This is a genomic window from Melittangium boletus DSM 14713 (assembly GCF_002305855.1).
GTDB classification, from domain to species: domain Bacteria; phylum Myxococcota; class Myxococcia; order Myxococcales; family Myxococcaceae; genus Cystobacter; species Cystobacter boletus.
The window spans coordinates 121804-133301 of the sequence record NZ_CP022163.1; the positions used below are offsets into that span (position 1 = coordinate 121804).

Below are 11498 nucleotides of genomic sequence, written 5' to 3' on the forward strand. Positions count from 1 at the left end.
GAGGCCCCAGGCCCCCGTTATTGAGGAACCGGCCATGGCCGACGTCGCCCTTCCCATCGATCCGCTCCTGCCGCAGCTCGTCACCACGCTGCGCGCCTCGTCCTCGCTCGTGCTGGAGGCCCCTCCGGGCGCCGGCAAGACGACTCGCGTGCCTCGCGCCCTGCTCGAGGCGGGCATCGGTCAGGGCAAGGAGATCGTCGTCCTGCAACCCCGGCGTCTGCCCACCCGGCTCGCGGCCAACCGCGTGTCCGAGGAGATCGGCGAGCGCGTGGGCGACACCGTCGGCTACCAGGTGCGCTTCGAGGACGTGCGCGGCCCCAAGACCCGGCTGTCCTTCGTCACCGAGGGCGTGCTCGGCCGCCGCCTGCTGTCCGACCCCACCCTGCGCGACGTCTCCGTGGTCGTCCTCGACGAGTTCCACGAGCGCCACCTGTCCGCGGACATCTCGCTCGCCCTGCTCCGCCGACTCCAGCAGGGCCCCCGCCCCGACCTGAAGATCGTGGTGATGTCCGCCACGCTCGAGGCCGCCCCCATCAGCGCCTACCTCGGCGGGTGCCCCACCCTGCGCTCCGAGGGCCGCCGCTTCGACGTGAGCGTCGAGTACCTGCCCACCCCCGACGAGCGCTACCTCGATGCCCAGGTGCTCTCCGGTATCAAGCGGCTGCATGCCAATGGCCTCGATGGCGACGTGCTCGTGTTCCTCCCTGGCGCGGGTGAAATCCGCCGGGCCCGGGACGCCTGCGCCGAGTTCGCCGAGCGCCATGACATCGAGCTCCTGCCGCTGCATGGCGACCTGAGTCCCGCCGAGCAGGATCGCGCCGTGCGCCGGAGTTCGCGCCGGAAGATCATCCTCTCCACCAACGTGGCGGAGACCTCCGTCACCATCGATGGCGTCGCCGCCGTCATCGACAGCGGACTCGCGCGGGTGGCCTCGCACTCCCCCTGGTCCGGACTGCCCATCCTCAAGCTCGCCAAGGTGAGCCGGGCCAGCGCCACCCAGCGCGCGGGCCGCGCCGGCCGTACCCGCTCCGGCCACTGTCTGCGCCTGTACACCCAGCACGACTTCGACGGCCGCCCCGAGCAGGATGCCCCGGAAATCCGCCGCATGGACCTGGCGGAGACGGTGCTCTCCCTGCGCGCCTCCGGCATCCGCGATCTGGGCGCCTTCCCCTTCTTCGAGCCCCCACCGGCCGCCTCACTCGAGGCCGCGGAGAACCTGCTGCGCCGCCTGGGCGCCGTGACTCCGGACGGTAAGGTGACGGACGTGGGCCAGCGGCTCCTGCGCTTTCCCCTCCACCCGCGACAGGCCCGGATCATCGTCGAGGGCGAACGGCGGGGCGTGGGCGCGGACGCGGCCCTGTTGGCCTCGCTCGTGGGCGAGCGCGACATCCGCCGGGAGGCACGCACCCAGATGTCGGGTCCCGGCCGGGCCGCCCATGTCGTCGCGGGGCCCTCGGACCTGCTGGAACTGCTCGAACGCTTCCGCCAGGCCGAGCGCGCCCAGTTCTCCTCCGGCCGCGTGCAGTCCCTGTCCCTGGAGCCCGGCGCCGTGCAGGCCGTGGACCGGGTGCAGCGCCAGCTGCGGCGCGCCGTGCGGGAACAGGCCTCGAAGCCCGCGACCCCCGAGGCCATGGAGCAGGCGCTGATGCTCAGCGTGCTCGCCGGCTATCCGGACCGGGTCGCCCGGCGCCGCAAGCCCCGCGCGCCCGACCTGCTGCTCTTCGGCGGCGGCACCGCGCAGCTGTCCGAGACCAGCGCCGTCCAGGAACCCGAGTTGATGGTCGCCGTGGACATCGAGGAGCGTCCGGGCCGGGGAGTCATCGTGCGGCTCGCCAGCGCCGTGGAGCCCGAATGGCTCCTGGATCTGTACCCCGACGCCCTGGAGGAGCTGGACACCTTGCAGTGGAACGCCGAGGCCCGGCGCGTCGAGCGCATCACCCGCCTGGCCTACGGCAACCTCGTCCTCGAGGAGACCCGGGCGCCCGCGCCTCCCTCGGAGGAGGCCGCGCGCGTCCTGGTGGAGCAGGCGCTCGCCGCCGGTCCCGGACGCTTCGCCGACCCCGAGGCCCTGCAGAACTGGCGCACCCGCGTGGCCCTGCTCGCGCAGTCCTTCCCCGAGGCGGGCTTTCCCACCGTGGACGAGCCGTTCATGCGCGACGCGCTCGCGTCCCTGTGCACCGGAGCCCGGAGCTTCGCGGACCTGGAAGGCGTGTCCCTGCTCGACGCGCTCCAGGCCCGGCTCACCAAGGAACAGGCCCGGCTGCTCGCCCAGCACACCCCGGAGAAGGTCTCCCTGCCCGGAGGGCGTCAGGCCAAGGTCAACTACGAGCCGGGCAAGCCGCCCTGGGTCGAATCCCGGCTCCAGGACTTCTTCGGCATGGTGCAAGGGCCCAGTGTGTGCGCCGGACGCGTCCCGCTCGTGCTGCATCTGCTCGCACCCAACATGCGCGCCGTCCAGGTGACCACGGACCTCGCCGGGTTCTGGGAGCGGCACTACCCCGCGCTGCGCAAGGAGCTGTGCCGCAAGTACCCCCGGCACAGCTGGCCCGAGGAGCCGCGCCACGCGCAGACGCCCGCCGAGCGCGGCCGGAGGATCTGACCCACCGCGGAATCAGAACCGCTTGCGCATCTCCAGGTGGTCGATGCCCGCTTCATCGAACACCTCGCCCACCGGCGCGTAGCCCATCTTCTTGTAGAACTCGAGCGCGTAGAGCTGCGAGTGCAGCACGACGCCGTCGACCCTGCGGTCACGCGCCTCCTGCTCCAGCGCTTCCAACAACCGGGCGCCCACGCGCGCCTTGCGGTGCGCCTTGAGCACCGCCATGCGGCCAATCTGCGCCCACCGCCCCGTCTCACCGGGAGGAGGCTCTGGCAGCATCACCAGGCGTCCCGTTCCAATGGCGTGTCCGCCCTGGAACGCCAGGACGTGGTAGGCCTTCGCGTCCTCGTCATCCCGCTCGATGCCCTCGGGGACGTGCTGCTCCTCGATGAACACGACCTCGCGGATGGCGAGCGACTGAAACAGCTCAGCTTCGGTACGAATCTGGGCGATGGTAACCGGCTGGGGGTTGTCCGGGTTCGGCATGTCGCCGGGCAAGGTACACAAAACCCGGCGGCGCAGACAGGTGAAAAGGCGGCGTGACACGGGAAGTTTCCGGACAGCCGAGGGACCCGCCCCCGTTCCGCCCGCCCGCCTTCCTCCCGTGAGCCCAGGGCCGCTCGTGGTACCCTCGGACGTGATGCGATCCTCCCTCCTCGCACTCGTCCTCGGACTCACCGCTCTTCCCGCCGCCGCCCAACCGGAGGTCATCTTCGGCTCCGGACAGGACGTGCCCAACATCAAGGAGGAGGACTTCGACCGCCGCTTCCTCAAGACGGGCTTCTACCAGGGCCTGACCCAGGGGACGAACGATCCCAACTGCGCCCTGCTGCTCGGCGGCATGCTCACGCTGCTCGGGGAAACAGCCCCGATGCTGCACAAGCGGGACGAGAACTTCTTCCTGGACCCGCAGCTCGTCCAGGCGCTCAACACCCAGCTCAGCTCCCCTCGCTTCCAGGCCCAGCCGTACTTCGTGGCCATGGTGCGGCGCGTGCTCATCGATCACAAGCTGCCCGCGAGCTGGTTCCAGACCGCCTCCACCCTGGGCCCACTGGTGCTCACCATCGACGTGGGCAAGCTGCGCTTCCTGTCCGAGGGCCTCCAGCCCATCGACAGCTTCTTCCTCACCCTGCCCACGCTGCGCGAGCGCTATGAAATCGAGGTGCGCCGCGCCAACGCCACCACCGCGCGCTCCGCCGAGAAGGCGTTCCGCGAGAACTACCTCGACAAGCAGGTGGCCTTCGGCAACGTGGAGCTGCTCGACGTGGCGGTGGAGCAGCCCAAGAAGCCCAAGAAGCGCAAGGGCCAGCCCGTCATCCTCGAGGAGGACACGCCCCCCACCGCCGTGGCCCGCATCGTGTGGTACCCGCCGGATCCCAACGCCGGGCAGCTCGAGATCTTCGGCGCGAAAAAGCGCCCCGAGGTGCGCATCACCGCGCGGCTCGCCCCCCAGCAGTACCTGGACCTGAGCCGCATTCCCAAGGGGGCCCGGTTGATGGTGCGCGGGCGCTTCTGGGCCTTCACCAAGGCCGTGGACGAGGTGGAACTGCGCGATGCGCTCATCTTCCAGGACCGCGACTGGAGCCAGGGCAATACCCTGGTGGACCCCAACGCCGTGGCCCAGTGCCGCTTCGCGGTGAATGATCTGATGGGCGCGGCTCCCGTCCAGCAGGGCGCCTTCGGACAACCGGGGGCCTTCGGCCAGCCGCGCCGCTAGGTTCACGAGCCCCACGGGCGTCCCGGCAGCGAGCCTCCCGTCCGAGGGGGGAGAGCGCCGCCGGGAGCAGCCCACCCAGAAGCCCCTGGCACGAGCCGTGCTCCCACGCGGGGAAAATCCCAACGCCGCGAGGGAGCATGAAGATCGAGGGTCGTCCCGAGGCAGTCCCCACCCGGTCCGCGCCGGGCAAGGGTCGGTTCCAGGAGCAGGTGAGGAAGGGCACGCCAGAACTGGCGAAACGTCCCCCGCCGGGAGGAACGGGGGCCCGTACCATCCCCACGACCGTGCGGAGCGCCCCCGGAGTCCGCGCGCTCGCCAGCGCCCTCCAGGTCCCTTCACACGGAGCCTTCGCCAGCGCCGAACACCTCGGGCAGGTGCGACGGGGCGCCACCGCCGAGGCCCACCGGCTGAGCGATGCACGGGGGGAAGCCCACCAGACGCATCGGGAGCGGGTCCTCCACCGGCTGAGTGATCTCATCGCCCACGAACTCTCGAGAGAGCCGGGCGTCGGGCCCCCGACCGTGCGCGACACGCCCGCGGCCCGCGGCCCAGAGACGCCCCCGCCCCTCGTTCCGGCGGAACTCGCCCAGGCGCTCGCCGGGCCGCGGCCCGAAGGACCTACCGTGGGCACCCGGGCCAGCGAGGCCAGTGGCCTGTCCGAACCCCGGGTTCAGGCGACGCTGGAGCTCATCGAGAAGATCGACCTGTTTGTGAAATCTCAGCGGCCCGCGCTCGCCATGCGCCTGGGCGGAGCCCTCGACGCCACCGTGGAGGTGGAGCGCACGGGCACGCGCGAGGTGGCACTGCGCATCCAGGGCCGACGCGGACCCCTGGCGCCGGGGGAGCTGACACGCATCCGGGAGGCACTGGCCTCGCGGGGACTCTCGCTAAGCGCCCTGTCGAACACCTGAGCGCCCCGAGCGGGCATGGGAAAGGCCCCGCCGCCCGGGGCCGCGGGGCCTTCCCTGAATCCTACCCGTGAGGACTACTTACCGGGCGCGGCGTCCAACATCCCGCGCTTGCCCTTCGCATCCTTGAACTCCTCGGCCTCGGGCAGCGAGCTCTTCTTCTCCGCGATGTTCGGCCACTTCGTGGAGAAGTCCGCGTTCAGCGTCTTGTACTCCGCCCACTCCTTGGGCAGCTCCGACTCGGGGAAGATCGCCTTCGTCGGGCAGACGGGCTCGCAGGCACCGCAGTCGATGCACTCGTCCGGGTGGATGACCAGGAAGTTGGCGCCCTCGTAGAAGCAGTTGACGGGGCACACCTCGACACAGTCGGTGTACTTGCACTTGATGCAAGGCTCGGCGACGACATAAGCCATGGAAATCTCCTCTTGGGACAGAACCGTGCGCGCGCACAGTAGTGGGTTGCGAAGGGGGTTGGCACTCCCAATCTGAGCGCCCCTCCTCTACCTCATCTCAGTAGACCCTGGGCATGCATCAGTTCGGCGACCAGGATGGCCCCCTTGGCCGCTCCCATCTTGGTGTTGTGCGACACCAGCACGTACTTGAACCCGTTAGGGAGGACGTTGTCCTCGCGCACCCGGCCCACGGTGGTGGCCATGCCCGCGTGGGTGTCCCGGTCCAGGCGCGGCTGGGGGCGGAAGGGCTCGTCGAGCACCTCGATCCACTGGGGAGGAGCCGAGGGCAGCCCTCGCGCCACCTCGGCGCCCCGCCACTCGCGCATCGCCGCCACCACGTCCTTCACGGACGCCTTCTCGGCCAGCGACACGAAGACGGACTCGGTGTGACCCTCGAGCACCGCCACCCGGGTACAGGTGCACGACACCTGGATGTCATGCGGGGTGATGACGCCGTGGGCCAGCGAGCCGAGGATCTTCTTCGTCTCCACCTGGACCTTCTCCTCCTCCTTGGGGATGTAGGGGATGACATTGTCCAGGATGTCCAGGCCGATGACGCCCGGCGAGCGGCCCGCGCCGGACATGGCCTGCATGGAGGTCATCAACACGGAGCGCACGCCGAAGCGCTCGGCGAGCGGCGCCAGGGTGATGGCCAGACCCGTGGTGGTGCAGTTGGGAATGGGGACGATGAAGCCCTTCCAGCCCCGCTGCTTCTGCTGCGCGCGGATCAGATCCGAGTGGGCGGCATTCACCGGGGGAATCACCAGCGGCACGTCCGCCTCGTAACGGAAGGCGCTGGCCGCGGAGAACACGGGGATGTCCCGGGCGAGCCGGGGCTCCAGGTCCTTGGCCACGTCCGACTCCACCGCCGAGAAGGCGATGTCGTAGTCCCTGGCCTGGATCTCCTCTCCGCTCACCACCTTCATCTTCGCGATCGACTCCGGAAGCGCCTCGGGAACGAACCAGGCGGTCATTCCATTGGCGGCGCGAAGTGCCTCCACATAGGACTTGCCCGCGGAGCGCGGCGAGGCCGCCAGGCCCGTGAGCTCGATGTGGGGATGATCCTTGAGCGCGGAGATGAACTGCTGGCCGGCGAGTCCGGTGGCGCCGATGAGCACGGCACGAAGCTTGGCCATTGTGTCCGACTTCCTTCGGTACTTCGGGGGGTGCGGCGTCTTTACACCGTTTTGGTCCCCCACTTCACCATGCGCGGAGAGCCGGACGCCCCAGGCTCAGCAGACCTGGGAGGCCGAGGCTCCGGCGAAGTGGTATTCGACGGGCAGTCCCTCGGTGAGCCACCCCTGGAGACCTCCCTCCAGACACACTACCTGGAACCCCTGACGCTGCAGCAGACGGCAGACCCTGCGGGTATCGGAGCCATCCGGCGCACACCCACATAGGACGATGAGTTCGTCGTCGGGGAGGACCGCCGCGTCCTGGAGAATCTCCTCGAAGGTCATCCACAAGGCGCCCGGAATGTGCAGCCCATAGCGCTCCCAGTCGGAGGGGTCACGGCAATCGAGGACGAGGACCTCGTCGTCCCCCAGCCGCACGAACAACTCGGTACAAGGCATACGGGCTTGGATCACCCGGAACCTCCCAGTCGCGTTATCAGCGGTGGCAACCCGGGGGGATGGGATTCCCATCCCCACGCTTCCCCGGCCGCTCCCGCGCCTCGCTCGCCCCCAGAACGAGCATTCCCCCCTTCTCGCGTCTTGACCCGGCGGATTCGGGTCCATATAAGGCCCTCACGTTGGTCGCGGCGCCATAGCCAAGTGGTAAGGCAAAGGTCTGCAAAACCTTCATTCCCCGGTTCGAATCCGGGTGGCGCCTCACTCAAGGGCCCGATGTGGACTCCGGTTCACATCGGGCCTTCGTGTTTCCGGGGAGGGGGGCCGGTGCCGCCCCCCTCGGCCCCCACTCAGCCCAGGGTCGCGCGGGCGTTGCGGAACAGCCGCATCCAGGGGCTGTCCTCCCCCCACTCCGGCGGGCACCAGGAGTACTGCACGCTCCGGCTCACCCGCTCCGGATGCGGCATCATGATCGTCACGCGCCCGTCCCGGGACGTCACGCCCGCGAGCCCCCCGGGCGAGCCGTTCGGATTCGCCGGGTACGCCTCCGTCACCCGCCCGTGGTTGTCCACGAAGCGCACCGGCACCAGTCCGTCCACCTTCGCCTGGGCCTCGGCGCTCACGAACTCCGCGCGGCCCTCGCCATGCGACGACACGATGGGGATGCGGCTGCCCGCCATGCCCTGGAAGAAGAGCGAGGGGCTCTCCGCCACCTCCACCTGCACCAGCCGGGCCTCGAATTGCTCGGAGGCGTTGCGCACGAAGCTCGGGAAGTGCCCGGCCCCCGGGATGAGGTCGCGCAGCTGCGCCATCATCTGGCAGCCATTGCAGATGCCCAGGCTGAACGTCCCCGTCCGGGCGAAGAACGCGGCGAACTCGTCCCGGGCCCGCGCGTTGAACAGGATGGAGCGCGCCCAACCGCCTCCCGCGCCCAGCACGTCGCCGTAGGAGAAGCCGCCACAGGCCGCCAGACCCTCGAAGTCCTTCAACGACACCCGCCCCGCGAGGATGTCGCTCATGTGCACGTCCACCGCGCTGAAGCCCGCGCGCAGGAAGGCCCGCGCCATCTCCAACTGGCTGTTCACCCCCTGCTCTCGCAGGATGGCCACCCGGGGCCTGGCTCCCTTCGCGATGAAGGGCGCCGCCACGTCCTCGGCGGGGTCGAACGTGAGCCGGGACGACAGGCCCGGATCCGCCGGATCGCACTTCGCGGCGAACTCCTCCTCGGCGCAGCGCGGATTGTCGCGCAGCTTCTGCATCTCGAGGCTGACGCGCGACCACCCCGCGCGCAGCGCCGTCACGTCCTCCTCCAGCAGGACCCGCCCCCCCTGGTTCACCCGCACCTTCAGCGCCGGGCGGGGCCTCCCGAGCTCGTGCGCGTGCGCGTCCAACCCATGCGCCGCCAGCACCTCCCGAACCCGGGACAGGTCTCCGGCCCTCAGCTGGAGGACCGCGCCCAGCTCCTCGTTGAACAGCGCCGCGATGGCGTCCGGGCCCAGCGGACCCACGTCCACCTCGACACCACAGTGCCCCGCGAAGGCCATCTCCACCAGGGAGGTGATCAACCCGCCGTCGGAGCGGTCATGGTAGGCCAGCACCAGGCCCGCCTCGTTGAGCGCCTGCATCGCGGCGAAGAAGCCTCGAAGCACCTCGGGGCGCTCCACGTCCGGACACCGGGGGCCCACCTGCGAATACACCTGGGCCAGGACCGAGCCCCCCAGCCGCTGCTGGCCTTCGGCCAGGTCGACGAACAGCAGCCGCGTGTCCGCGTCCGGCTCGCGCAACTGGGGCGTGAGCGAGCGGCGCACGTCGAGCACCGGGGCGAACGCCGAGATGATGAGCGACAGGGGCGACGTCACCGCCTTGCGCTCACCCCGCTCCTGCCACACCGTGCGCATGGACATGGAGTCCTTGCCCACCGGGATGGTGAGGCCCAGCGCCGGGCACAGCTCCATGCCCACGGCCTTCACCGCGGCGTAGAGGTTGGCGTCCTCGCCCGGGCTGCCCGCGGCGGCCATCCAGTTCGCCGAGAGCTTCACGTCCCCGAGCTTCCCGATGCGCGCCGAGGCGATGTTCGTGAGCGCCTCGCCCACCGCCATGCGGGCCGAGGCCGCCGCGTCGACGAGGGCCACGGGCGTGCGCTCGCCCACGGACATGGCCTCGCCCGTGTAGCCCGCGTGCGCCGACAGCGTCACCGCGCAGTCCGCCACCGGCACCTGCCACGGGCCCACCATCTGATCCCTCGCCGTCAGGCCCGACACCGAGCGGTCCCCAATGGTGATGAGGAAGCCCTTGTCCGCCACCGTCGGGTGCCCGAGCACCCGCGAGAGCAATTCCCCCACCGGGGCCTCCAGCTTCAACTCCGCGTGCACGAGCGGACGCGACTTCACGTCCCGGTGCATGCGCGGCGCCTTGCCGAAGAGCACGTCCATGGGAATGTCGATGGGGGCGTTGTCGAAGCGCTGATCGCTCACCTTCAACACCTGCTCGGCCGTGGCCTCGCCCAGCACCGCGAAGGGCGCGCGCTCGCGCTCGCACAGCGCCGCGAAGCGCACCACGTCCTCGGGCGCGATCGCCAACACGTAGCGCTCCTGGGCCTCGTTGCACCAGATCTCCACCGGCGCCATGCCCGGCTCGGCGTTGGGCACCTCGCGCAGCTCGAAGCGTCCGCCCAGGTCGTTGTCGTGGATGAGCTCCGGCACCGCGTTGGACAGGCCGCCCGCCCCCACGTCGTGAATGGAGCGGATGGGGTTGTCATCCCCCAGCGCCCAGCACTGGTCGATGACCTCCTGGCAGCGCCGCTCCATTTCCGGGTTGTCGCGCTGCACCGAGGCGAAGTCGAGGTCCGCCGCGCTCGAGCCCTGCGTCATCGACGACGCCGCCCCACCCCCGAGGCCGATGAGCATCGCCGGGCCACCCAGCACGACGATCCGATCCCCCGGCCGCAACGTGCCCTTGCGCACGTGACTCGCCCGGATGTTGCCCAGGCCTCCCGCGAGCATGATGGGCTTGTGGTAGCCCCGTACCTCGACCCCGTCGAGCGTGGGCACCTGGAGCTCGAAGCTGCGGAAGTAGCCACACAGGTTGGGCCGGCCAAACTCGTTGTTGAAGGCGGCGCCGCCCAGGGGGCCCTCGATCATGACGTCGAGCGCGGACACGATGCGCTCGGGCTTGCCGTAAGGGGTTTCCCACGGCTGCTCGTACCCGGGGATGCGCAGGTTCGACACGGAGAAGCCGGTCAGGCCCGCCTTGGGCTTCGCGCCCCGGCCCGTGGCGCCCTCGTCCCGGATCTCCCCGCCCGCGCCCGTGGAGGCCCCGGGATGGGGAGAAATCGCCGTGGGATGGTTGTGCGTCTCCACCTTCATCAGGATGTGCGTGGGCTCGCGGTGGAAGCGGTACTCGCCGCTGGCCGGCTCCGGGAAGAGGCGCTCCACCTCGAAGCCCTCCATCACGGCGGCGTTGTCCTTGTACGCCGACAGCACGCCCTCGGGATGGGCCGCGTAGGTGTTCTTGATGGACTGGAAGAGCGAGCGCTCCTGGGCCACCCCATCCACCGTCCACGTGGCGTTGAAGATCTTGTGCCGGCAGTGCTCGCTGTTCGCCTGGGCGAACATCATCAGCTCCACGTCGGTGGGGTGGCGCTGGAGCTGGGTGAAGCGCTCCACCAGGTAGTCGATCTCATCGTCGGCCAGGGCCAGACCCAGCGCCCGGTTGGCGTCGACGAGCGCGGCGCGGCCCCCGCTCAGCACATCCACGGTGGTGAACGACTTCGCCGTGTGTCCGGTGAAGAGGATGGCCGCGTCCTCCTCGCGCGCCACCACGGCCTGGGTCATCCGATCATGAAGGAGGGGCTGGAGGACGGCGGACCGCTCGGGCGGGAGGGGTTGGCCCGCCGCGTCGGCGACCCAATAGGCGGTGCCGCGCTCGATGCGCCGCACGCCCTTCAAGCCGCAGTTCTGGAAGATGTCCGTGGCCTTGGAGGACCAGGGGGAAAGCGTGCCGGGCCGAGGGATGACGAGCAGCAGGCTGCCCCGAGGCGCCTGGCGGGCGAGTCGCGGGCCGTACTCCAGCAGCGAGTCCACCAGGGCCCGCTCGGGCTCGGAGAGGGATTCCGGAACATCGAGGAAGTGGACGAACTCCGCATAGACGGAGGCCACGGAAGGCTCCAGCTCCTGGCAGCGAGCGAGCAGCTTGGCCAGACGGAACTCGGAGAGGGCGGGGGCGCCACGCAGGGTGAGCATGGAAACTCTG

The 11498-nt window shown here is 70.2% G+C and carries 8 protein-coding genes and 1 tRNA gene; 4 read left to right on the forward strand and 5 right to left on the reverse strand.

Annotated features, from left to right (window positions below):
- Positions 1-34: 34 nt before the first annotated feature.
- Entirely contained in the window at positions 35-2599 is a 2565-nt protein-coding gene (hrpB, locus tag MEBOL_RS00555; RefSeq protein WP_095975586.1) for an ATP-dependent helicase HrpB, read from the forward strand.
- Positions 2600-2611: 12 nt separating this feature from the next.
- Here the strand turns inward: hrpB and MEBOL_RS00560 are convergent, their stop codons facing one another.
- Positions 2612-3085 carry a GNAT family N-acetyltransferase gene (locus MEBOL_RS00560; RefSeq protein ID WP_095975587.1) on the reverse strand — a complete coding sequence of 158 codons (474 nt, stop codon included), beginning with the start codon at positions 3083-3085 and terminating at the stop codon, positions 2612-2614.
- Between the two features lie 154 nt (positions 3086-3239).
- On the opposite strand from MEBOL_RS00560, the gene MEBOL_RS00565 reads away from it, so the two are divergent.
- Positions 3240-4316, forward strand: a complete 1077-nt coding sequence (locus tag MEBOL_RS00565) for a hypothetical protein (RefSeq protein WP_095975588.1) — start codon at positions 3240-3242, stop codon at positions 4314-4316.
- 137 nt (positions 4317-4453) lie between these two features.
- Positions 4454-5227 (forward strand): hypothetical protein, encoded by a 774-nt coding sequence (locus tag MEBOL_RS00570; protein ID WP_095975589.1) that lies wholly within the window; start codon positions 4454-4456, stop codon positions 5225-5227.
- Between the two features lie 74 nt (positions 5228-5301).
- Here MEBOL_RS00570 and fdxA read toward each other — a convergent pair whose 3' ends face one another.
- The 3 genes from fdxA to MEBOL_RS00585 form a co-directional block, all read right to left on the reverse strand.
- On the reverse strand, positions 5302-5637 hold the full coding sequence (gene fdxA, locus MEBOL_RS00575) for a ferredoxin FdxA (protein WP_095975590.1): 336 nt from the start codon (positions 5635-5637) through the stop codon (positions 5302-5304).
- Positions 5638-5729: 92 nt separating this feature from the next.
- A complete protein-coding gene (asd, locus tag MEBOL_RS00580) occupies positions 5730-6812 on the reverse strand; it encodes an aspartate-semialdehyde dehydrogenase (RefSeq protein ID WP_095975591.1) in 1083 nt (360 codons plus the stop codon).
- A 96-nt stretch (positions 6813-6908) separates the two neighbouring features.
- Positions 6909-7265: a rhodanese-like domain-containing protein gene (locus MEBOL_RS00585; RefSeq protein ID WP_425437596.1), complete on the reverse strand. Its 357-nt coding sequence runs from the start codon at positions 7263-7265 to the stop codon at positions 6909-6911.
- Positions 7266-7437: 172 nt separating this feature from the next.
- Between MEBOL_RS00585 and MEBOL_RS00590 the strand changes: the two genes are divergently transcribed.
- A tRNA-Cys gene (locus MEBOL_RS00590) sits at positions 7438-7509 on the forward strand.
- Positions 7510-7597: 88 nt separating this feature from the next.
- On the opposite strand, the gene purL is transcribed toward MEBOL_RS00590, so the two are convergent.
- Positions 7598-11488 (reverse strand): phosphoribosylformylglycinamidine synthase, encoded by a 3891-nt coding sequence (purL, locus tag MEBOL_RS00595; protein WP_095975593.1) that lies wholly within the window; start codon positions 11486-11488, stop codon positions 7598-7600.
- Positions 11489-11498 lie beyond the last annotated feature (10 nt).

Coding starts and splice junctions, on each gene's coding strand:
- hrpB (WP_095975586.1), top strand. CDS start 35: ATGGCCGACGTCGCCCTTCCCATCGATCCGCTCCTGCCGCAGCTCGTC.
- MEBOL_RS00560 (WP_095975587.1), bottom strand. CDS start 3,085: ATGCCGAACCCGGACAACCCCCAGCCGGTTACCATCGCCCAGATTCGT.
- MEBOL_RS00565 (WP_095975588.1), top strand. CDS start 3,240: ATGCGATCCTCCCTCCTCGCACTCGTCCTCGGACTCACCGCTCTTCCC.
- MEBOL_RS00570 (WP_095975589.1), top strand. CDS start 4,454: ATGAAGATCGAGGGTCGTCCCGAGGCAGTCCCCACCCGGTCCGCGCCG.
- fdxA (WP_095975590.1), bottom strand. CDS start 5,637: ATGGCTTATGTCGTCGCCGAGCCTTGCATCAAGTGCAAGTACACCGAC.
- asd (WP_095975591.1), bottom strand. CDS start 6,812: ATGGCCAAGCTTCGTGCCGTGCTCATCGGCGCCACCGGACTCGCCGGC.
- purL (WP_095975593.1), bottom strand. CDS start 11,488: ATGCTCACCCTGCGTGGCGCCCCCGCCCTCTCCGAGTTCCGTCTGGCC.